This is a genomic window from Marinobacter sp., assembly GCF_041690615.1.
GTDB lineage: Bacteria > Pseudomonadota > Gammaproteobacteria > Pseudomonadales > Oleiphilaceae > Marinobacter.
This window is the reverse complement of sequence record NZ_JAWLGY010000013.1, coordinates 92,815-115,181: the sequence shown is the minus strand read 5'-3', so window position 1 is coordinate 115,181 and position 22,367 is coordinate 92,815. Positions and strand designations below refer to the sequence as shown.

General features: G+C 60.9%; 20 protein-coding genes. 7 read left to right on the top strand and 13 right to left on the bottom strand.

Annotation, left to right across the window (positions count from 1 at the left end):
* Positions 1-140: 140 nt before the first annotated feature.
* From acpP to ACESMZ_RS10975, 6 genes are all read right to left on the bottom strand, one after another.
* Positions 141-374 carry an acyl carrier protein gene (acpP, locus tag ACESMZ_RS11000; protein ID WP_091848505.1) on the bottom strand — a complete coding sequence of 78 codons (234 nt, stop codon included), beginning with the start codon at positions 372-374 and terminating at the stop codon, positions 141-143.
* Between the two features lie 115 nt (positions 375-489).
* Positions 490-1,233 (bottom strand): 3-oxoacyl-ACP reductase FabG, encoded by a 744-nt coding sequence (gene fabG / locus ACESMZ_RS10995; protein ID WP_372956365.1) that lies wholly within the window; start codon positions 1,231-1,233, stop codon positions 490-492.
* Positions 1,234-1,295: 62 nt separating this feature from the next.
* Positions 1,296-2,234: an ACP S-malonyltransferase gene (gene fabD / locus ACESMZ_RS10990; RefSeq protein WP_372956364.1), complete on the bottom strand. Its 939-nt coding sequence runs from the start codon at positions 2,232-2,234 to the stop codon at positions 1,296-1,298.
* Between the two features lie 122 nt (positions 2,235-2,356).
* Positions 2,357-3,358: a phosphate acyltransferase PlsX gene (plsX, locus tag ACESMZ_RS10985; RefSeq protein ID WP_372956363.1), complete on the bottom strand. Its 1,002-nt coding sequence runs from the start codon at positions 3,356-3,358 to the stop codon at positions 2,357-2,359.
* A 58-nt stretch (positions 3,359-3,416) separates the two neighbouring features.
* Positions 3,417-3,596: a 50S ribosomal protein L32 gene (rpmF, locus tag ACESMZ_RS10980; RefSeq protein ID WP_372956362.1), complete on the bottom strand. Its 180-nt coding sequence runs from the start codon at positions 3,594-3,596 to the stop codon at positions 3,417-3,419.
* Positions 3,597-3,651: 55 nt separating this feature from the next.
* Positions 3,652-4,218 (bottom strand): YceD family protein, encoded by a 567-nt coding sequence (locus tag ACESMZ_RS10975; RefSeq protein WP_372956361.1) that lies wholly within the window; start codon positions 4,216-4,218, stop codon positions 3,652-3,654.
* Between the two features lie 239 nt (positions 4,219-4,457).
* Here ACESMZ_RS10975 and ACESMZ_RS10970 point away from each other — a divergent pair, with 239 nt between their 5' ends.
* Positions 4,458-5,012, top strand: a complete 555-nt coding sequence (locus tag ACESMZ_RS10970) for a Maf family protein (protein ID WP_372972601.1) — start codon at positions 4,458-4,460, stop codon at positions 5,010-5,012.
* Here ACESMZ_RS10970 and ACESMZ_RS10965 read toward each other — a convergent pair.
* Genes ACESMZ_RS10965 through rluC form a run of 3 tightly spaced genes read right to left on the bottom strand, consistent with a single transcriptional unit; the run spans position 4,997 to position 7,730 of the window.
* Positions 4,997-6,025: a S49 family peptidase gene (locus ACESMZ_RS10965; RefSeq protein WP_372956359.1), complete on the bottom strand. Its 1,029-nt coding sequence runs from the start codon at positions 6,023-6,025 to the stop codon at positions 4,997-4,999. The genes ACESMZ_RS10970 and ACESMZ_RS10965 overlap by 16 nt on opposite strands.
* Positions 6,026-6,064: 39 nt before the next feature.
* Positions 6,065-6,712, bottom strand: coding sequence for an HAD family hydrolase (locus tag ACESMZ_RS10960; protein WP_372956358.1), 648 nt, complete (start codon positions 6,710-6,712; stop codon positions 6,065-6,067).
* Between the two features lie 22 nt (positions 6,713-6,734).
* Complete coding sequence (gene rluC / locus ACESMZ_RS10955) at positions 6,735-7,730, bottom strand: 23S rRNA pseudouridine(955/2504/2580) synthase RluC (RefSeq protein WP_372956357.1); 996 nt, start codon at positions 7,728-7,730, stop codon at positions 6,735-6,737.
* A gap of 728 nt (positions 7,731-8,458) precedes the next feature.
* Here rluC and rne point away from each other — a divergent pair.
* A complete protein-coding gene (gene rne / locus ACESMZ_RS10950; RefSeq protein ID WP_372972600.1) occupies positions 8,459-11,836 on the top strand; it encodes a ribonuclease E in 3,378 nt (1,125 codons plus the stop codon).
* 74 nt (positions 11,837-11,910) lie between these two features.
* Positions 11,911-12,450: a YecA family protein gene (locus tag ACESMZ_RS10945; RefSeq protein WP_372956355.1), complete on the top strand. Its 540-nt coding sequence runs from the start codon at positions 11,911-11,913 to the stop codon at positions 12,448-12,450.
* A gap of 24 nt (positions 12,451-12,474) precedes the next feature.
* Here the strand turns inward: ACESMZ_RS10945 and ACESMZ_RS10940 are convergent, their stop codons facing one another.
* A complete protein-coding gene (locus ACESMZ_RS10940; protein ID WP_372956354.1) occupies positions 12,475-13,344 on the bottom strand; it encodes a PHP domain-containing protein in 870 nt (289 codons plus the stop codon).
* A gap of 83 nt (positions 13,345-13,427) precedes the next feature.
* Here ACESMZ_RS10940 and ACESMZ_RS10935 point away from each other — a divergent pair, with 83 nt between their 5' ends.
* From ACESMZ_RS10935 to ACESMZ_RS10925, 3 genes are all read left to right on the top strand, one after another.
* The gene (locus tag ACESMZ_RS10935) at positions 13,428-13,727 is read left to right on the top strand and encodes a YciI family protein (RefSeq protein WP_372956353.1); all 300 of its coding nucleotides are present in this window, start codon (positions 13,428-13,430) and stop codon (positions 13,725-13,727) included.
* Positions 13,728-13,910: 183 nt separating this feature from the next.
* The gene (locus ACESMZ_RS10930) at positions 13,911-14,618 is read left to right on the top strand and encodes a TIGR04211 family SH3 domain-containing protein (protein WP_372956352.1); all 708 of its coding nucleotides are present in this window, start codon (positions 13,911-13,913) and stop codon (positions 14,616-14,618) included.
* 224 nt (positions 14,619-14,842) lie between these two features.
* Positions 14,843-15,145, top strand: coding sequence for a PilZ domain-containing protein (locus ACESMZ_RS10925; RefSeq protein WP_372956351.1), 303 nt, complete (start codon positions 14,843-14,845; stop codon positions 15,143-15,145).
* Between the two features lie 59 nt (positions 15,146-15,204).
* Here ACESMZ_RS10925 and rraA read toward each other — a convergent pair whose 3' ends face one another.
* Together rraA and ppsA are read right to left on the bottom strand one after the other, a co-directional pair.
* Positions 15,205-15,681, bottom strand: a complete 477-nt coding sequence (gene rraA, locus ACESMZ_RS10920) for a ribonuclease E activity regulator RraA (protein ID WP_372956350.1) — start codon at positions 15,679-15,681, stop codon at positions 15,205-15,207.
* Positions 15,682-15,719: 38 nt separating this feature from the next.
* Positions 15,720-18,092 carry a phosphoenolpyruvate synthase gene (gene ppsA / locus ACESMZ_RS10915; RefSeq protein WP_372956349.1) on the bottom strand — a complete coding sequence of 791 codons (2,373 nt, stop codon included), beginning with the start codon at positions 18,090-18,092 and terminating at the stop codon, positions 15,720-15,722.
* A gap of 191 nt (positions 18,093-18,283) precedes the next feature.
* On the opposite strand from ppsA, the gene ACESMZ_RS10910 reads away from it, so the two are divergent.
* Positions 18,284-19,099 (top strand): pyruvate, water dikinase regulatory protein, encoded by an 816-nt coding sequence (locus tag ACESMZ_RS10910; protein WP_372956348.1) that lies wholly within the window; start codon positions 18,284-18,286, stop codon positions 19,097-19,099.
* Positions 19,100-19,224: 125 nt separating this feature from the next.
* Here ACESMZ_RS10910 and ACESMZ_RS10905 read toward each other — a convergent pair whose 3' ends face one another.
* Positions 19,225-22,149 (bottom strand): insulinase family protein, encoded by a 2,925-nt coding sequence (locus tag ACESMZ_RS10905; protein ID WP_372956347.1) that lies wholly within the window; start codon positions 22,147-22,149, stop codon positions 19,225-19,227.
* Between the last annotated feature and the right edge of the window lie 218 nt (positions 22,150-22,367).

Sequence of the window (22,367 nt, the reverse complement as noted above, 5' to 3'; positions counted from 1 at the left end):
GGACTTGCACCCCCAAGTCATCCGGCCAGCACCACCTGGACCGGAACAGCGCCGTCAAGGCGCTACGCGCCATGCCTGGCGCACTACAAAAAAGCCGCCCTGCTCGGGAGCAGGACGGCTTTTGCCTGGCTTACAGACGATCAGCTATGTGCGTTGATGTAATCAATCGCATCCTGAACGCTGGTCAGCTTCTCGGCTTCTTCATCAGGAATTTCGGTTTCGAATTCCTCTTCGAGAGCCATGACCAGCTCAACAGTGTCCAGTGAGTCAGCGCCCAGGTCCTCTACAAAAGAAGAAGAGTTCTGAACTTCGGACTCCTTGACGCCCAGCTGTTCACAAACAATCTTCTTAACGCGCTCTTCAACTGTACTCATAATTTCCTCACTTTTTGTCAACCAGGCAATGAAAGATTGCCAGTTTATGGTAAACCCTACCTGCAGACAAGCAGGGACGGATATAAAAACTGTTCGGGTAAAAGGGTCAGGGCCCTTATCCCATATACATGCCACCATTAACGTTAATGGTGTCGCCCGTCACATAACCAGCGGCATCCGATGCCAGGAAAGCCACCACCGCAGCCACCTCTTCCGGTGCGCCGAAGCGACCTGCCGGGATGTTCTCCAGCATGGCGCCGCGCTGGCTCTCATCCAGCTGCCGGGTCATGTCAGTGTCGATGAAGCCGGGAGCCACGCAGTTGGCGGTGATGCCACGGTTAGACATTTCCTTCGCCAGGCTGCGGGTGAACCCTTCAACACCCGCCTTGGCCGCACAGTAGTTGCCCTGCCCGGCGTTACCCATACCGGCCACCACCGAACTGATATTGATGATGCGTCCCCAGCGGGCCTTGGCCATGCCACGAAGCACGGCCTTGCTCAAACGGTAGACGCTGGAAAGGTTGGTGTCGATGACCGCTGACCAGTCGTCTTCCTTCAGGCGTAGCAGCAGGTTGTCCCGGGTGATCCCTGCGTTGTTTACAAGAATCACCGGGGCGCCAACCTCATCGGCCATTTTCTTGAGCCCGGCCTCGACGCTGGCAGCATCGGCGACGTCCATCACCATACCGAAACCCGGGATACCGGCGTCCCGGAGACTCGCGGTAATGGTTTCCGCACCGCCTTCGGATGTGGCGGTACCGACCACCGTAGCGCCCTGTTTGCCCAGAGCTTCGGCAATGGCCTTGCCAATACCACGGGTAGCACCGGTGACCAGTGCGATCTTGCCATCAAGAGACATGGAATGCTCCCTTCCATCAATGTTGGATGACACCGGCCGGAACGACCGGTGTGTCTTCTGAATCAGTCTTTGCGGAATGCCTCCAGGGCACTGTCCAGACCTTCCGGGGACTCGAGGCTGAACACCTTGAGACTACGATCAATGCGCTTGGCCAGGCCGGCAAGCACCTTGCCGGCGCCGCACTCGGCCGCTACCGCCACATTCTCTTCAATCAGCAGGCGCATGGAGTCAGTCCAGCGTACCGGGGAGTACAGCTGCTGCACCAGGTTGGCCTTGAGCCGGTCCGCATCCTGGACCAGCTCTGCACTCACATTCTGTACCACCGGCGTAAGGGCGTTACCGAAACTCACGTCGTTCAGGGCCTTTGTCAGCTCTTCCGCCGCGCCCTTCATCAGCGCACAGTGGGACGGCACACTCACCGGCAACGGCATGGCCTTGCGGGCGCCCTTGTCACTGCAGACCGCAATGGCCCGTTCAACCGCAGCCCGGTTGCCGGCTATAACCACCTGACCTGGGGCATTGAAGTTGACCGCCGATACAACATCACCCTCAGCGGCTTCTTCACAGGCGGCGATGACCTGGTCATCGTCCAGGCCGAGAATGGCCGCCATACTGCCCTCACCGGAGGGTACTGCCGTCTGCATAAGCTCACCACGAAGGCGCACCAGACGGATGGCGTCGGCAAAATCAAGGCTTTCCGCCGCCACCAGGGCACTGTACTCACCCAGGCTGTGGCCAGCGAGATAATCAGGCTCGGGGCCGCCGGCAATAAACCACTGGCGCCACAGTGCAATGCTCGCGGTGAGCAAGGCCGGCTGGGTGACCATGGTCTGGTTAAGCTCTTCTGCGGGGCCATTCTGACAAAGCTCCCACAGGTCATACCCCAGCACATTGGAGGCTTCTGTAAAGGTCTGCTCGACCACCGGCCAGGCTTCAGCAGCGACCTTGAGCATACCCACTGACTGAGACCCTTGTCCCGGAAAGATAAAAGCTGTTTTCATGACAAAAATTTTACCGTGGTTGGTGGTTCAGTAAGATTAGCCAATAGTACAAGCAATCGGCAGCAAGGACCATGAAGGCCCCGTGACGAACGTCGCCTTGCAGGGAGCCAATGACCACCCTGTTACAGCACCAGGTCGTCCAGCCGCTCGTTGATGCGCCGCGGCACTTCCAGCTGCACCTCCCGCACAGCCTGGCGGATAGCGGCTTTCATGGCGACCTCGTTGGCGTTGCCATGACTCTTGATAACCACACCCTGCAAACCGAGAAGACTGGCACCATTGTGCCGGGTGGGGTCCATATCCCGTAGCAGGCGACCAATAATCGGCTTGGCGAGAAACCCCACCAGCCGGCTGTAGAGGCTGCGGGTGAAGGCCTGCTCCAGCAACTCGATGAGCAGGCCGGCCACCCCTTCGCCGGTCTTCAGGGCGACGTTGCCGACAAAGCCGTCACAAACCACCACATCGGCCACGTCACGGAAAAGGTCACTACCTTCAACATAGCCGATATAGTTCAGGGTCTCGCACTGCGCCAGCATATGGGACGCCAGCCGCACCTGTTCATTGCCCTTGATCTCCTCTTCCCCGACATTCAGCAGCGCCACCCGGGGTTCGGGAATGCCACTGACAGCAGAGGCCATGAGCGATCCCATCAGGGCAAACTGATAGAGGTTCTCCGCTGACGCATCCACGTTGGCGCCGAGGTCGAGCACATGGCACTGACCCCGTAGCGAGGGAATCAGCTTGGTGATGGCCGGACGTTCGATGCCGGGATACATTTTCAGGAAAAGGCGCCCGAACGCCATCAGGGCACCGGTGTTTCCGGCACTGACACAGCCCTGGGCATCACCATCACGGACCAGGCGCAGGGCAACCGCCATGGACGCGTTCTGCTTGTGGCGCAGGGCGTGAGAGGGACGCTCGTTCATTCGCACCACATCCGCTGCCGGCTCTACCCGGATACGGGGGTGCCCTGAATGCAACAAGGCCTTGAGCTGCGCCTGGTTTCCCACCAGAATCAGCGTCAAGGCCTCGTTTTCGGCGACCGCCTCAAGGGCAGCCGCCACGGCAACTTCCGGGCCACGATCGCCGCTCATGGCATCGATCGCAAGGGTTACGGAAGTCACCTGACTCTCTCACCTGTGCATGAGCCGGAATGCCGGTCAGGGCGCCCCGACATCATACTCACTCGTCGCGGGCTTCGATGACCTGCTTACCGCGATAGAAGCCGTCCGGAGAGACGTGGTGACGGCGATGAATTTCGCCGGTAGTCGGATCGGTCGACAGGGTCGGTTTGCTCAGGGCGTCGTGAGAACGACGCATGCCGCGCTTGGAGCGGGTTTTACGATTTTGCTGGACAGCCATGACTGTACTCCTGACCTTTTAACTGTGTGTGCCCTCGGGCACGTGAAAATAACGGCTAGTGCCTGGTTTTCTTCAACCCCTCAAGCACCTTGAACGGGTTCTCACGCTGTTCGCCGGCGTCGGAGTCAGGCTTGTCACCTGCACCAGCCTCTCCGGTACCGGGCTCCAGTGCCTCCAGTTCGGAGGTTGCCGGGCAGTCCTCACGCTCATGGAGCGGATAGGCCGGCAAGGCCAGCAACAGCTCGTCTTCCACCAGAGTCCAGAGGTCCGCGGAATCTTCCCCGGTTATAAAAGGCTCCAGCTCCGACGGCAGCTGCCTGGCGCGATCATCGGTGGAAACCAGCCCCAGCTCGAAGGACGAGGTCAGGGCTACGCCCATTTCGCCCAGACAGCGCTGGCACTCAAGTTCCACATCCGCTTCCAGCTCGCCCCGGACAATGCGGCGGCGCTGGCTGTCAGCACTGAACACCAGGTGCACCCGGCAAACACCGCCCTCGGGAATAGCCAATACCGCAGACCGGAAACGGGTCAGCTTCGCCAGGGGAATGGTTCCCGTCAGCTCGGCTCCGGTTTCCGCCATGCGGTGTGGATCAACAGACCTGGGCAATTCGGCGTTTGACATAGGCGCGCAATTTTAGGGACGCAACCGCGCCCTGTCAAAGACTTCCTTGCATTGCCGGGCCTGCAACGGCCCTGGATCACGGAAACTGCGCATACACGAGCCCATGCAACCCCTGCCTCACAGACCTCTGGACCCTCCCCCGGCAACCCGATAAGGTTCAGGGCCTGACCACGAGGAGCCCGTTTATGGAATCAAACCCACCCCTGGTACTGGCCTCTTCTTCGCCCTGACGGCGCGCCCTGCTCGAGCGCCTTGGCATGCCCTTCGAAACCGCCTCGCCGGAGATCGATGAGTCACCATTGCCCGGCGAGACCGCCCCGGCGCTGGTGGAACGCCTCGCCAGAACCAAGGCCACGGCCCTCGCTAGCCGCTTTCCGGCACACCTGATTATCGGCTCGGACCAGGTGGCCACACTGGAGGACGGCACTATACTGGGCAAGCCTGGCACCCATGAGAACGCCTGCCGCCAACTGGCCCGCTGCAGCGGCAGGACCGTCACCTTTCATACCGGCCTGGCCCTGCATGATTCCCGCACGGGGCGCACCATCAGCGCCTGCGAACCCTATATTGTGCATTTCCGGTCACTGACCGGGGAGGACATTGACCAGTACCTGCGGGCTGAACAGCCTTACCAGTGCGCGGGCAGCTTCCGGATGGAAGGCCTGGGCATTGTTCTGTTCGACCGGCTTGAGGGGCGGGACCCCAACACCCTGATCGGCCTGCCGCTGATGAAACTGACCGACATGCTCAGGGTGTCGGGGGTCGATGTGCTCAGGCATCAGCGCAGGTCGTAGCGGGATTCGACCATTTCTGTGCGCAGGGCACCGACGATCGAAACACCCAGAGCGTCGGTGAACTGGCGAAACGGTGACGGCTGGGGCGTGTAGTCCACAATGTCCTCTGCGCCCACCAGCTCCCGCGCCACCCAGGAGGTGCTCCCGAGTCCGTCGACCAGGCCCAGCTCGAGGGCCTGCTCACCAGTCCACACCAGGCCACTGAACAGGCGTTCATCATCCGCCAGGCGGTCGCCCCGCCCCTTGCGGACATATTCAATGAACTGGTCATGGGTATTTTCCAGGACACTTTCCCAGAACGCCACTTCCTGCGGCTCTTCCGGGGAAAACGGATCAAGGAACGCCTTGTTTTCGCCGGCGGTATAAAGGCGTCGCTCCACGCCGGCCTTGTCCATCAGTCCGGTAAAGCCAAAACCACCGGATACTACCCCGATGGAGCCCACAAGGCTGGCCCGGTTCGCGTAGATCTCGTCCGCGGCAGCGGCGATGTAATAGGCACCCGAGGCGCCGATGTCACTTATGACGGCATAGACTTTCTTGCCAGGGTGCTGCTCCCGCAGCCGTACAATTTCATCGTAGACATAACCCGCCTGGACCGGACTGCCGCCCGGGCTGTTGATCCTCAGTACCACTGCCCGGGCATTTTCCGCCTCGAACGCGCGGCGCAGGGCGCCCACCAGGTTATCCGCACTGGCGTGGGTGTCAGAGGCAATGGCACCATTCACTTCCACCACGGCCGTATGCGCCGTAGCCCGGTCCCCGTCCAGCCCGCCGGTAAGCGGCACGCGAAACAGGAACAGCAGCGCAATAAGATAGGCGAACGTCAGCAACTTGAAAAAGATGCCCCACCGCCGGCTTCGACGCTGCTCTGCCGTAAGCGCGCCCACCAGCTTTTCCAGCACACGGGAATCTGTGACTGCAGACCCGGCAGCCTGTTCCGGCCGGGCGGTTTCACGCTCCGGCGCAGATTTCGCAGGGTCGTTCCAGTCTCCGGACGAATTCCACTCTGACATGCACTACCTCTCTGATTGATTTGGTCACCGGCCCGGTGATCACAGGCCCAGCGCCTGCCTGAGCTCCCGGACACTACTGGTCACGCAGACGGGATCGTACTTGCCGAGCTCATCCCGCTTATGGACGCCCCATTCCACGCCGATCGCCGGCATGTTGATACGTCGTGCCATGTCCAGATCATACCGGGTGTCACCGATCATGACTGCGTCAGAAGGCTCAGCTTCGAAATGCTCCAGAATTTCCATCAGCATGCGCGGATCGGGCTTGGAGCGGGTTTCGTCGGCACAACGGGTGACATCGAAATGGGGACCGAGGCCACTGGACACCAGGGCAGGATCGAGTCCACGGCGGCTCTTGCCGGTGGCCACCGCCACCAGACGACTGTCCAGCTTCAGGTCCGCCACCACGTCCGCCATGCCATCAAATACATTCTGGGGCATGGTCTTTCTGGCAAAGAAGTAACGTGCATAGCCTTCACGGATGGCCTGCATTTCCTCCCGGGATATGCCGGGATACAGCGCCTCCAGAGCCTCTACCATACCCAGGCCGATAATATCCCGGTAAGCCTCCCGCTCCCGCGCAGGAAAGCCCAGCTCGACAGCTGCCTGGTGCAGGCTGCCGGCAATATGCTCCACCGAGTCCACCAGCGTGCCGTCCCAGTCGAATATCACCACCTTGTACGTCATAGCTACTGCTCTCCTGACTGCATTAGCGGGCCAGCTGTGCCAGTACCCGACTGAAGGCCTCGTCATAGGGGGCCTCGAGGCGAAGCCACTCATCACCACCGGGCAGGCGAAATTCCAGCACCCGGGCATGCAACATCAGCCTGCTCCCCCCCACACTGCGGAATGCCCTCTGACCCGCCGCATCCATATACTTGTCATCACCGGCTATGGGATGACCGGTACAGGCGCAATGAACCCGGATCTGGTGCGTGCGCCCGGTCACCGGCGACGCCTCCACCAGACTGTAACCCTGCCAGCTATCCAGCACCCGATAACGGGTCAGGGACGACTTGCCATGGGAATCCACCTTCACCCGGCGTTCGCCATTGGGCATGTCATAGCGCAACAGGGGCTCTTTTACCTCTGTGACCGAGGCAGGCCAATGACCACTGACCAGGGCATGGTAATGTTTACGAACCTGGCGCTGGCGCAGCTCATCCTGCAGGAAACGCAGCGCTGAACGCTTGCGGGCGATCATCACCAGTCCGGAGGTGTCCCGGTCGAGGCGGTGAACCAGCTCCAGGAATCGGGCGTCGGGGCGGGCCGCCCGCAACACCTCGATCAGGCCGAAGCTGAGACCGCTGCCACCATGAACCGCAATGCCCGAGGGCTTGTTGACCACCAGCAGGTCGTCGTTCTCGAAGATAACCGCATTTTCCATCACCGCCTGCACCCGGTCACCGGGTACGGCACTGACCGGCTTCTCCGGACGCACCACGGGGGGGATACGCACCTCATCTCCGGCCTCCAGCCGGGTATCCGGACGCACCCTGCCCTTGTTTACCCGTACCTCACCCTTGCGGACAATGCGATAGATCTTGCCCCTGGGGACACCCCGCAGGCGTGCCATAAGAAAGTTATCCAGTCGCTGCCCGGCCATATCCGGATCCACGGTTATCCACTGCACACCTGCGGAGACGCCGGAGGACCCCGGGTGCTTCCGGGCAACCGTGGACTGACTACGCTTTGGTGACGCCATAGAGGGGGCTGGTTCCTGAAGGATGCGGGATTGATGGTACGAGGCTTTACTGTTATATTCCGGCATGCTTTTCCGTTTGTCTACGGCCCGGCCAACACGCCGACCGCCGAAGCGGTTGAAGTATACAGAGACTGACCGGGAGTTTGAATGCCCGATGCCCTGACAACCGGGCATTCCCACGGGCAACCAACGCGGCAGAAGCAGACAGAGAAATCCGGGTGCCGCCCGACGGCCATAGCCGCCAGGCAGATCAGCACCCGCAACCCGATCGACCCAGACTATCAGCCGGTCGGGCATCCTGGTAATACCAGGCCCGGAGCGCGCGCCGGAACACGGCATGCCACCTGCTCCAGTACCAGAACCCGGGTACCGGGAGTTTTACAGGTTCAGACCGGGCACATGACAGTAACCGCGCAGGAAACCCTGCGGGGAACGCGAAGATTTTTACCACCACGCAGGGCCGGGCCGTCAGCTGACCAATACGACGTGAGACCCAGGCACCCGTGTGAACCGAAAGATACGTAGCATGCGTCCACAGAGACTGACTCCATACCGCCCTTCCCTGTCCAAGAACAGGACGAGCGTATGCAGTGGCCTGAAAGGACCGGGACACAGGCCGGCCTTCAGGGCCTGATCCTCCGGTACCGGGCTTGCCCGGCAACCGGCAGCTGCGCTTCGTGATACCCCGCGGTTTCCTGTCTAACTAATTGACAGGAATCGTCTTTTCCATGAAAAGAATGCTCATTAATGCAACTCATCCTGAAGAGTTGCGCGTCGCGCTGGTTGATGGCCAGCGTCTGTTTGACCTCGACATCGAATCCTCCACCCGGGAACAGAAAAAAGCCAACATCTACAAGGGCCGAATCACCCGGGTCGAACCCAGTCTTGAAGCCGCCTTCGTGGACTTTGGTGCCGAGCGCCATGGCTTCCTGCCACTGAAAGAGATCTCCAAGGACTACTTCCGCAAGCCCCCGGGGCAGATCGAAGGCAAGATCAACATCAAGGAAGTGGTCTCCGAAGGCCAGGAAGTCATTATCCAGGTCGACAAGGAAGAACGCGGCAACAAGGGCGCCGCCCTGACCACCTTCATATCCCTTGCCGGCCGCTACCTGGTGCTGATGCCCAACAACCCCCGGGCAGGCGGCATCTCCCGCCGCATCGAGGGAGACGAGCGGGCCCAGCTCAAGGAAGCACTGAACGAGGTGGACGTACCCAAATCCATGGGCATCATCGTCCGCACGGCGGGCATTGGCCGCACCGCCGAAGAGCTGCAGTGGGACCTCAACTACCTGGTAGCCACCTGGGAGGCCATCACCGGCGCCGCCAAGGACCACAAGGCGCCACGCCTGCTGCACCAGGAAAGCAACGTGATTATCCGCGCGGTACGGGATTACCTGCGCCAGGATATTGGCGAAGTTCTGATCGACTCGGCAGAGGTCTACGAGAACGTACTCGGCTTCGTACGCCAGGTCATGCCCACCTTTGAAAACAAGATCAAGCTTTACGAAGACGAAATTCCGCTGTTCAGTCGCTACCAGATCGAAGCCCAGATCGAGACCGCATTCCAGAGGGAAGTGAAGCTGCCCTCCGGTGGCTCCATTGTGATCGACCCGACGGAAGCACTGGTCTCTATCGACATTAACTCCTCCCGGGCCACCAAGGGCCAGGATATTGAGGAAACCGCCCTTCAGACCAATCTGGAAGCGGCGGACGAAATCGCCCGCCAGCTCCGCCTGCGTGACATGGGTGGCCTGATCGTTATCGATTTCATTGACATGACGCCCGCCCGCAACCAGCGGGAAGTAGAGCAGCGTATGCGCCAGGCCCTGGAGCTGGACCGGGCCCGGGTGCAGGTGGGCAAGATCTCCCGCTTTGGCCTGCTGGAAATGTCACGTCAGCGTCTGCGCCCCTCCCTGGGCGAAACCCGTAGTGAGGTCTGCCCCCGCTGCAGCGGTCAGGGCACCATTCGCGGCATCGAGTCACTGGCGCTGAGTATCATGCGCCTTATTTTCGAGGAAGCGTCCAAGGACAAGACCGGTGAAGTGCGTGCCGTGGTGCCGGTTTCCGTCGCCACCTTCCTGCTGAACGAGAAGCGCAAGCAACTGGCGGATATCGAGGCCCGGCAGCAGGTAGAAATCCTGGTGGTGCCAGCGGCCCACATGGAAACACCCCACTTCGAGATCCTGCGAGTACGCGATGACGAGGCTGGCGAGAAGGTCACCAGCTACAGAATGGCTGAAGAGTACGCCGCCCAGGAAGAGGAACACGCCGAAGTGCACGTAACCCGCGAGGCACCGCCCCGGGAAGAGGCCGCGGTCAAGTCCATTCGCCCGGCAGCCCCTGCACCGACACCGGCGGCGCCCGTCGCCAGCCCCGGGAGCGAGGAAGTTGCCGAGGAAGGCATGTTCCGCAAGCTTTCTCGCAAACTCGCGAGCTTTTTCGGCGGCGATGCCGCTGAGGAGACCTCAGGTCGCGGCGGCCAGCAAGGCAGCAGCACCCAGGGCTCTGGCGGCAATCGCAGCCAGCAGGGCCGCCAGGACCGCCGCAAGACCCGTGTAGCCCGAGACGATCGCAGTGGCGCGGACAATCGTCAGGGCAGTGACCGCCGTGATTCCTCCGGCCAGAACCGGGACGACGACAGCCGTAGCGGTCGCAGTCGCAATAACCGCAGCAACCGGGGCGGACGCAACCGTCGCTCCGGCGACAGCCGCCCGACTCAACAGGATAGCCAGTCCCGGTCCGATAACCGCGACAATGCGCAGAAAGACAGCGGCAAGCCGGATAACCGCCGCAGTGGTCAGGGCCAGAAAGGCAGCAAAGGCAAGGACGACGACAAGGGCGGCAAGCCCCAGGAGCGCCAGGGCCAGGCTGACACCAGGGGTAACGAAAAGCCGGCGGATAAACCGGCTGGCAAGCCCCAGGACAAGGATCAGGAGAAAGCCCAGGACAGCAAGCCCTCCAGGCCCAAACGCGCCCGTCGCAATCGCAACCGGGACGGCTCACCCGCAGATAGTCCGGAGAGCACTCCGGCGACCCGCAAGGCGGATCGCATGGAGAAGCACCAGGGGGAGCTCGCCGACCGGGAAACCGGCCAGGGCACGAAGGTCGCCAGCGCGGCAACCACTTCCGGGCAGCAGACCAAACCTGGACAAAAACCTGAAAGCGCTGCAGAGTCCGCCGCTGCTCCAGTGACGGCGCCCGAAGCAAGCGCACCGGCGGAGAAAACCACAGCACCGACGGACGCTGACCAAGCTGTTTCTGGCGAAACGCCTGCCGCCGATGACACCGCAACCAGGGCCAGCGATGACCAGGCGGAAAAGCCTTCCGGCAGGGGCCGCAGCCGCAAGCCCCGTAGCAGTAGCAGGGACGACACGGGCAAGGTAGACGGCACAGCCGGTGGGTCCACCGAAGGGAAGGCTGATGCTGATGCCGGTGCCGATTCCGATACCCGGAAGCCGGCCCCCACCCCGAAGCCGGAGTCTGCTACCAGCTCACAGTCCGCTGCCAGCAGCACGGACACAGAGACGAGCGCGCCGGCGAAAGTAGCGACGGACAGGTCTGTAGCCGACAGCTCTACAGCGCCCACCGGCGATGAGCCCGCCCCCGGAAAGAACGGTGAGTCCGCAAAGGCAGAAGCCGGGGAACAGAAGGCTGAAGCGCCCGCTTCCGGTGCGGAAAAAACCGCTGGCGAGACTGCCGGGGCCGCCGATTCAGGCTCGAAAGCCGCCACAGAGTCGACCGAAACCGGCAAGCCCACGGCGCCGGAAATCAGCGAGGCAACTACCCGGGGCGACTCAACACAGACGGCTGACAAGACCGGGAACACCACCAGGGAGCCTGCCGGCGACGACCACGAAGACAAGGTCGAAGCACCGGCCTCCACGGGCGACAAGGTCGCCGCCAGCGAGCCTGAAAAGGCTGCCGGTGACGCTGCAGACGAGGCAGAACCGGAGGTACCGGTAACCCCGGGCCGTGCCTATAATGATCCGAGGGAAGTGCGCAAACGCCGGCGGGCCGCAGAAGCGGCACGAAAAGCGAAGGCCGAGGCCGGTGACAGCACCGCGTCAGCAAAGGACAGTGACGGAACCGGCAGTTCCAGCCAGTAAGCGTTGAAAGATTCACGGGTACACAACAGTGTACCCGTGATACCCCACCATGGCTTCGCGCCAGGAGCAGTTGAATGCTGAACAACGATGAAATAGAAGTACTGGAAGACATCCTCTTCGCAGAACCCTGGGGAGAAGAGTCGCTGGACTTCTTCGGGCTGCATGGCGTGGTTTGCGCCAGTGTGGTGGGCCCCAGGTCACTGGATGCCACCGATATGTTCCGCCTTGCTACCGGACAGGACTCAGTGGCAGCAGATGACGTACCGGATGAATTTGCCCGCCTCACCCGCCAGCTGGCCCAGGGTCTGGCCCATTCGCTGGATATGGGTCAGGCCCTTGAGCTACCGGAACCGGAAGATGGTGATCCCATGAACGCACTGGAAAACTGGTGTGCCGGGTTCGTGGACAGCTTCCTGGAATATGAGGACGAATGGCTGCAGGATGACGAAGCAGGTACCGCAGAGCTACTGGTACCCATGCTGACCCTTTCCGGTCTGTTCGACGATGAGGATTTCCGTAAGGCCAGGGAAGACGAGAAGGTTGCCCAGGAAATGGCCGAGGCACTTCCCGACGCCCTCACCGACCTGTACCTCCACTTTCACGCACCCGACTGATGCCCGTTTGCCGGGCCCGGGGCCTCACACCGGCGAGCGAAAGCGCTCCCAGACAGGTGTAAGGCCCTCTGGCAGGGGCGGAATCCGGCCAAGCTCACACCAACTGGCGCCGGGAAAGTGGAAGTCACTGCCACGGGATGCCAGCAGCGAATGCCGACGACATAGCTCGGCAAGAAACCCCAGGTCACCACTGGACTGTCCTGAAGTGACCACCTCTATCCCCTCGCCACCTGCTGCCATAAAGTCATCCACCAGTGCCCTCAAACGGGTGGCCGTCAGCTTGTACTTGCGGGGATGGGCCAGTACGGCAATGCCGCTGGCGCCGGTAATCCACTGTACCACTTCTTCCAGCTCCGGCCAGAAAGCCTTCACATCTCCTGGCTTGCCGCTGCCAAGATACCTGCGGAACGCCTGGGCCTGGTCCTTTACCAGACCGGCCTCCACCAGCGCTCTCGCAAAATGGGGACGCCCGGGTACGTCCCCGCCGGCCAGAGCGGTCGCCTGATCCAGGATAGTGCGCTCACAACCGGCCACGTGTCTTACCAGCTTGTCGGCTATAGCCGCTGCCCGTTTCCAGCGGTTCGATTGCTGGATGGCTACGTGGTCGGCAAAACCGGCATCGTCCTCGACCATGTCCAGTCCCACAACATGAATCGTGTGTTTGCGCCAGACACAGGACAGTTCAATGCCGTTGATCAGGGTAAGGTTATGCTGATCCGCCGCGTTACGGGCCGCACCGGTGCCATCCAGCGTGTCATGGTCAGTCAGGGCAAGGTGCGTCACCCCCTGCTCGGCCGCCCGGGCGACCAGGTCAGATGGACTGAGCGCACCATCAGATGCGGTGCTGTGGCAATGGAGATCAATGCATTGGCGGTTAGCCTGCGGTATAGTCACAAATTATCCTGAGCGGGTTCAAAGCGTTGGCCGCCAGTCTAACACGTTCCCGTGCGCCCGATAGTCAAGAGGACAGTAACCCTATGTACTACGCCATCATGAGCGAGGATGTCGACCACAGCCTGCCGCTGCGCGCGAAAGCACGCCCGGCACACCTGGCACGCCTGGAAGCCCTGCGGGACCAGGGCCGCCTGCTTGTGGCGGGCCCGCACCCGGCACTGGACACCCCGGAACCCGGAGAAGCCGGCTTCACCGGAAGCCTGGTCGTTGCCGAGTTTGATTCTCTCGACGACGCCCGCAACTGGGCCGATACCGACCCCTACGTTGAGGCCGGTGTGTACCGCAAGGTCACGGTCAAGCCTTTCAAGGCCGTCCTGCCCTGACCGGGAACCAGGTCGCGTCCCTGACTCCATGAGCGTTTTGTAATAGCCAGTGACTTGAACCAATCAAGCGATGTGACAAAATTGCCGGCTAACCGACCGTTGGTAGCAAATCAGGTCCCCATGATCACCCACCGGCCGCTTCAAAACTGACCCGGTCTTTCAACTGCCAGGATTAACGCTGTGATGGCTCGAGCTGTAACCTCTCCCCGTCTGTTCACCGGTTTTCGCCTGCTGGTGCTGCCTCTGCTGGCAATGCTGTTGGTGAGTGGTCTGGCCCATGCCAGAACCGTCTATATTGATGACACGCTCTACGCGCCGGTTCGCAGCGGACAGGGTACACAATTCCGCATCCTCCATAACGGACTCCGCAGCGGTACGGCGGTTACCCTGCTGGAGCAGTCCGAGGAATCCGGCTACAGCAAGATACGAACCAGCCAGGGAGTGGAAGGCTGGGTACCAACCCGCTACCTGACCAACCAGCCCATCGCCCGGGACCGGCTTGATGCCGCCAACCGTGAGCTGGAGCAGGCCCGTAGTGAACTGCAGGAACTCCAGGACCGCATGGGCGAGGTATCCGGTGAACGGGATCAGTTATCCTCCCGTGAACAGGAACTCGAGAATCGCGTAGAGGAGCTCAGCGCTGAACTGGAGGACATTCGCTCCGTCTCATCCAATGCGCTCAACCTCGATCGGCGCAACCGGGAACTGCAGGAAAGCAACCAGAAGCTGAAAAACGAAGTGGAAGTACTTACTGCTGAAGTGGAGCGCCTGGAAGCCCGCAAGGAGTCCGATTTCATGTTACTGGGCGCCGGCCTGCTGATTCTGGGCATGTTTATCGCCGTTGTACTGCCCTGGCTGAAACCCAGCAAGAAGAACGACACCTGGGCCTGATACCTCTCAGGCCATTTATGCCTTCCCCTGATTCGGTCGTGTTATGTACAGCCTGTTAACGCACCAGATCTGGGGATCTGTTCACTCTCCTGATACTAAATCTATGGTTCCATACGGCGGTTATGACGTCAGGTTCTTTGACCAATGGACGCATAGCCACTAAAAGGATTTATAGAGGGCTGATCAATCCACAGCCTTCCTGACCAGAGAGGGAAGAGTTAGTCATGTCGATGACCATGAGGGATTACTCGGAGAAGCGCGATTTCCACCGGATGCAGGTAAACTCTGAAATCCAGATTACCGACGGTGAAGGTCGATCATTCACAGGAATTTGCCGCGACCTCAGCGGCACAGGCATGCAGTTGCAGGTCGCTGACTTCATTCCTGAGGGAGCCATGCTGCACACCCTGTTGCCGGCCACCAGTGACCAGTTCCCGCCGTTTGAGACCGAAGTGAAGGTAATACGGACGGAGCCGAGCGGCGACGTGTTCCTGCTGGGTGTCGCGATCGAGAAGGTCAGGCACTGAGCAAAAAGCCCCGACGGAATAACCCGCCAGGGCTTTTTCAGACCAGCAAGCAGCCGGTATCAGCCAAGCTTTGTCTCTGACACAACGATGCCGTTGTTGTCAGCGTAGACGTACTGACCGGGCCGGAAAGTGACACCACCAAACGTGACCGGTACGTTCAGGTCTCCAATACCCTTCTTTTCGGTCTTGCGGGGATGGGTTCCCAGGGCCTGGACGCCCAGTTCGGTCTTGCCGATGACGTCCACATCACGGATACAGCCGTAGATAATCAGCCCCGCCCAGCCATTGGCCGCAGCCTTCTCTGCCAGCATATCCCCCAGCAGGGCCGCCCGCTTCGAACCACCGCCGTCGACGACCATGACGCAGCCGTTACCCGGCCGGGCCACCTGCTCCTTGACGATGGAGTTGTCCTCGAAGCATTTCACAGTAACCACTTCACCGCCAAAGGCGTCGACGCCGCCAAAGTTACGGAAGCCAGGCTCCACCACCTGGACTTCAGGATGATCATCACAAATATCGGGAGTTACGATGTCCACGTTGTCGGTCTCCTTATCCACAGCCTCTGAGGCCGGTATCAGTCAATGGATTCGTCAGCCAGGAAGAACCAGGTGTCCAGCACCGAGTCCGGGTTCAGGGATACGGTGTCGATACCTTCATCCATCAGCCACTTGGCCAGGTCCGGATGGTCCGACGGCCCCTGCCCGCAGATACCAATGTATTTGTCGGCACGCTTGCAGGCCTGGATAGCGTTGGACAGCAAAGCCTTGACTGCGTCGTTCCGCTCGTCAAACAGGTGGGCAATGATGCCGGAATCCCGGTCCAGGCCCAGGGTCAGCTGGGTCAGATCGTTGGAGCCGATGGAGAAGCCATCAAAGTGTTCCAGGAACTGGTCCGCCAGCAGCGCATTGGCGGGCAACTCGCACATCATGATCAGGCGGAGGTCATTGTCACCCCGCTTGAGGCCATTCTCCGCCAGCAGATCCACCACCTGGCTGGCTTCGCCCACGGTACGGACGAAGGGCACCATGATTTCCACGTTGGTAAAGCCCATCTCGTCACGGACCTTCTTCAGGGCACGGCATTCGAGCTCGAAGCAGTCCCGGAAGGTATCGGAGATATAGCGGGACGCGCCCCGGAAGCCAAGCATGGGGTTTTCTTCGTCCGGCTCGTACAGAGTGCCGCCGATAAGGTTGGCGTACTCGTTGGACTTGAAGTCCGACAAGCGCACGATCACCTTCTTGGGGTGGAAGGCTGCGGCCAGGGTCGAAATACCCTCAACCAGCTTGTCCACGTAGAAATCCACCGGAGAGGCGTAGCCGGAGAAGCGCTTCTCCACGGTCTGACGGATATCCCGGGGCAGGCTGTCATAGTTCAGCAGCGCCTTGGGGTGAACGCCGATCATCCGGTTGATGATGAACTCCAGTCGCGCAAGCCCCACGCCCTCGTTGGGCAGGGCCTGGAAGTCGAAGGCCCGGTCCGGGTTGCCCACGTTCATCATGATCTTGAAGGGGATGGCCGGCATGGACTCCACGGTGTTCTCCCGCAACTCGAAGTCCAGGCTGCCCTCATAGATCAGGCCGGTATCCCCCTCGGCACAGGACACGGTAACTTCCTGGCCGTCCTTGAGGACTTCGGTGGCGTCGCCACAGCCTACGACAGCAGGAATACCCAGCTCACGGGCGATAATCGCGGCGTGGCAGGTACGTCCGCCACGGTCGGTCACGATCGCTGCCGCCCGCTTCATCACCGGCTCCCAGTCAGGATCGGTCATGTCGGTAACCAGCACGTCGCCGGGCTGGACCTTGTCCATATCCTTGATGCTGTCCACCACCCGCACGGCGCCGCTACCAATCTTGTGTCCGATACTGCGACCCTCGACAATCACCTTGCCCTGCTCTTTCAGCAGGTATCGCTCCATCACATTGGCGGCAGCGCGACTCTTGACGGTTTCCGGGCGGGCCTGAACAATGTAGATGCGACCGTCGTCGCCGTCTTTCGCCCATTCGATGTCCATGGGGCGGTCGTAGTGTTTCTCGATGATCATGGCCTGCTTGGCCAGTTCGGTCACCTCTGCGTCGCTGATACAGAAGCGGTTACGATCGTCCTGCTCCACCTTTACGGTATCCACGAAGTGGTCGGAATCCTTGTCCGCGGAATAGACCATCTTGATGGCCTTGCTGCCCAGGTTACGGCGCAGTACCGCAGGACGGCCGTCCTCCAGGGTCGGCTTGTGTACGTAGAACTCGTCAGGGTTTACCGCCCCCTGGACCACGGTTTCACCCAGGCCGTAGGAAGCAGTCACAAATACCACATCGCGGAATCCGGACTCGGTGTCCAGGGTAAACATCACCCCGCTGGCCGCAGTCTCACTGCGAACCATCTTCTGGATACCCGCAGACAGTGCCACCAGCTTGTGGTCAAAGCCATGGTGAACCCGGTAGGAAATAGCACGGTCGTTGAACAGAGAGGCAAAGACTTCCTTGACGGATTTTTTTACCTGCTCGAAGCCAACCACATTGAGGAAGGTTTCCTGCTGACCGGCAAAGGACGCGTCGGGAAGGTCTTCTGCGGTGGCTGAGGAACGCACTGCGACCGCCAGGTTACGGTTGCCGTCCTGGAGCTTGATAAACGACTGCTCCAGATGTTTTTCCAGGTCGGCGGGGAAGGGCTGCTCCAGTACCCACTGACGGATATCCGCACCAACCCGGGCAAGCTCGTTTACGTCATTGATATCAAGGGCATCCAGCGCTTCGTCAATGCGGTCCCGCAGCCCGTCCTTGGCCAGGAATTCCCGGTAAGCATGGGCCGTGGTCGCAAAACCACCTGGTACGGACACGCCGGCATTGGCCAGATTGCTGATCATTTCGCCGAGAGAGGCGTTCTTTCCCCCCACCCGCTCAACATCTGACATGCCCAGGTTCTCAAACCAGATAATGTAATCTTCCAAAGCGCGTCTCCCTTGGTTCAGTCGAGCAAACTGCAAAGAATAGAGGAGCACTCACCCCCTGTAAATCATGCGCTCCATCTGCAGACAGGGCTGCACGACAGGGCCCGGGGGATGATAAGGTTGCTCCCGACTATCGAATTTGGCGTGTATCATACTGTAACCTGTGAAGATTACCTAGGGAACCTCTGCTCATGAAACGCACAGTCTTCTTCATCTCCGACGGCACCGGCCTTACGGCGGAGGCGCTCGGCAACAGCCTGCTGGCCCAGTTCGAGAAAATCGAGTTCGAACGGGTCACGGTTCCCTACGTGGATGACCAGGAGCGGGCTGAAGCCCTGGTGGACCGGATCAACACGGCCGCACAGGAAGACGGCCTCCGGCCGCTGGTGTTCGACACCATTGTGAAAAAGGATATCCGGGCGATCATCAGCGAAGCCGATGGCTTCATGGTGGATATCTTCGGCACCTTCCTGGATCCGCTGGAACAGGAGCTGCAGGCATCATCGTCCTACACCGTGGGCAAGTCCCACTCCATCAACAACGAGGGCACCTACGAGAAGCGGATCCACGCCGTGAACTTCGCCCTGGACAACGACGATGGCGCCCGGACCCGCCATTACGATGAGGCGGACCTGATCCTGGTGGGAGCTTCCCGGTCCGGCAAGACGCCCACCTGTCTGTACCTGGCGTTGCAGTACGGGGTGAAGGCGGCCAACTACCCCATTACCGAGGATGACCTGGATGACCAGCAACTGCCAGAAGTCCTCCGGCCACACCGGGAAAAGATCTTCGGCCTGACCATTGACCCCGAGCGCCTGGCGGTGATTCGCAACGAGCGCCGCCCCAACTCCCGTTACTCATCCATCAAGCAATGCATGCACGAGGTCGAGGAGATTGAAACCATGTACCGGCGTGAGCGGATTCCGTTCATGAACACCACGGCCTACTCGGTGGAGGAGATTTCCACCCGTATCATGGTTTCCACCGGCCTCAAGCGGCTTCGCTGACAGATCCGGGACTCGACAACCTGCCGTTCCGGCAAACAAGCCGCTCCAACCAGAAAAGGGCAGCGCGATTCATCACGCTGCCCTTCCCTTTCCGGTTAGCACCCATCGCAGGGCGCGCCTCCTGGCTACAGCTCCCGGATCTCCAGTCCCAGCTCGCTAACCGTTTCGCGGTTGTCATGACTGGTAATAACCGCCGTACTGGCCTTCTCAGGCCGCAACCAGTCCCGGGCCACTCGCTGAAGATCTTCCACGGTTACCGCCAGCACCCGCTCACGGAACCGGGCCTGCTGCTCCGGCGTACGCCCGAACAGCCGGCTGTGGAACGCGTGACGTGCTTCCCCGGCCGGTGACCGGGGCTTGTCCAGCTGGCCAATCACCCCTAGTACAGACTCTTCCAGCGCCTGCGGATCGTGGGCTTCGTCCTGCAGCCACTGGAGGGAACTGTCGAAATCACCCAGGGTCTCCACCAGGCGTGGGTCCCGGTAGGAGAAGAAACGGAAGGTGCCATTGACGTTGTCCTGGCCGGCACCGCCACCGTAGGCGCCACCCTTCTCCCGGATGGCCCGGTGCAGGTAGCCGTTGCGCAGGAACCCACCGAGCACGGTCAGTGCCGCCGCATCCGGATGGTCCGGCGCAACGGTCGGATAGGAGCGGGCACAGAAGTTGACCTGGGTAGATGTGAGCCAGGCCTCCCGGGTGTCGTAGCTGACCGGCTCCATCTGCCACTGCTCTCCATTGACCTCCGGAGCCTCGGGCCAGAGCCCGGCGACGCCCTCCGCCATGGCGTCCAGGTGTTCGCTTTCAGCCACCAGCAGGAACCGGCGCTGTTGCTTGCGGAACCTCTGGTGCAGGCCAGCCAGGTCGTTACAGAGCTTATCCAGGGCCGCGCTCTCGTCCAGGGTGTCATCCAGTGCCTTGGTGCCCTTGATACCTGCCAGGCCAGCCAGGCGGAACGACAGCCATGCCCCCGGGCTGTGCCCCTGGGAAGCCGCGCCCATGGCCAGGCCATGCCCGCTGCCGGTGACCGCCTGTTCCCGGCGGGCCCGGATCTGGGCGACCAGCTCCCGGATGCGGCCTTTCTCATCGAAACGGGCGTGGTCGTACACATCCCGCAGCAATTCGGAGAGGGCCTTGCGATTACGCGCCAGGGCCTTGCCGCTGAGAATCATATAGCCGTTCAGGCTCTGCACATCATCCACCCTGCCCCGGGCGGATATACTGGCACCGATGCCACCACTACAGGCGGAAATCCGGTCCTGCATCTGAAGATAATCCAGGTCACCACAGCCCACTTCCGTAAGAATGGTGGTGTAAAGGGGTAGCAGAAGTAGTTCTTCCCGGGACAGGGCCGGCAACTGGAAGATGGCCTGTTCGTACACCAGCCCATTGGTCCCCTGGGCGTAAAGGGCCGCGGGGAAGGCCTCCATGGTGTGCCCTTCAGGCACATGGATTTTCAGGGGCACATCGGAAAGATCCACCTTCGGCAAAATGGAGTCATCGTCCTTCTGCAACTGCCGGGCTTCCAAAGCCTGGGCCCGGGTCACGATTTGCTGCTTCTCCTCGTCAGACAGCCGTGCCTTGCGGGCTTCCAGCGCCTGGCGCACCGCTTCCTGGCGACGGCTTTCCAGCTGGTCGTCCGGGCGCAGGGTCAGGGTTACCCTGTGGGGGTTTTCAATCAGCAAGCGCCGGATCAGTCCGGGTACATAGTCGGGATCGCTGATTCGCTCCCGCATGGTTTCCAGCACCGGCTCAAGATCCAGTAACTCCACCGGGTCACCGCCGTGCACCATGGGGGAAATTGCCGTCATGATCAGCTGCAGGCCGTAGGGAAAGCTGTCGCCGGCAATTTCCCTCTGGTGCAGTTCCAGCTGATGGAGTATGGCCTCCAGCCGCTCCCGGGGCACACCCTCCGTGGCTACTTTCTGCAGCACACCCTCGACCAGGGCCTCCAGGTCTTCCCGACGCTCCGGTTCAGAGCCCTCCACACCACAGACAAAGGTCATTTCGCGGTTGGAATCCTCCAGCCCGCACATGGGCGACGGTGCTGCGGCAATGTCCGTGGTTTCCAGTGCGTGCATCAACGGTGAGGCGCTGTTGTCCAGCAGCACGCTTGCCACCAGCTGGGCCTCCAGGTTCTGCTGCAGGTCAAAACTGTGACCCAGCAGCCAGCCCATAACCATGTGGGTCTTGCGCTCCATCGGCTCTCCGGCGCTGACGGCATAGCCCTGCTCTACCCTCAATGGCGAGAACAGTCGCTTCTCATCCCGAACCGGCAGATCCACCTCGAGGGCATCGAATCGTGACAGGGCCAGCTCCTCGAACCGCTCATGGTGTTCCCGGGCCGGGATATCGCCGTAAGTGCAGAAAATCGCGTTGCTGGGATGGTAGTGATGACGATAGAACGCCACCAGGTCGTCATAGCTCAGGTCCACAATATGGTCCGGCTCACCACCACTGTTGTAATGGTAGGTGGTGGTGGGAAACAGGTGGCTGGACAGGTTCTGCCACAACTGGGACGTTGGTGCGCTCATGGCACCCTTCATTTCGTTATAGACCACGCCCCGGTATACCAGGGGAGTGGTGGGGTCGTCCGGGGTCTCGAATTCCAGCCGGTGACCTTCCTGGGCAAAATCCAGCGGGTCCAGTTTGGAAAAGAACACCGAGTCCAGGTACACCGACAGCAGGTTGTCAAAATCCTTGCGGTTTTTGCTGGCAAACGGGTAGGCGGTCCAGTCACTGCTGGTGAAGGCATTCATGAAGGTATTGAGCGACCGCCGGATCATCATGAAGAACGGATCCCGCACCGGATATCGCTCACTGCCGCACAGCGCCGTGTGCTCCAGGATATGGGCAACACCGGTGGAGTCCATGGGAAAGGTGCGCAGGGCCACGAAAAATACGTTCTCGTCATTGTCGGCCGCCATGTGCAGGTGCCGCGCACCGGTCTTGCGGTGTACGTACTCCTCCATGGTCAGGTTCAGGGCAGCAACGGGATGGCTGCGAACATGCTCGAACGCCGGGTGTACACTGGACTCATTGGTTACGGTCATGCACTCGTCCTGTCTGGCAAAATAGTGTTAAGTAGCTTATCACGGTATCCTCGACACACCGGCGGAGGTCCCCGGGAGGATTACCGCCAGTTGTGACCGGGAACGAATTTCCCCGATAATAATTCCCCTATGATGGCGACGAGGCAGGGGTTTTGAAACCCCGCCCCCGGAACGAATATCGCAAAAGCGCCGGATTCACGCGCTGCCACCCATTGCGA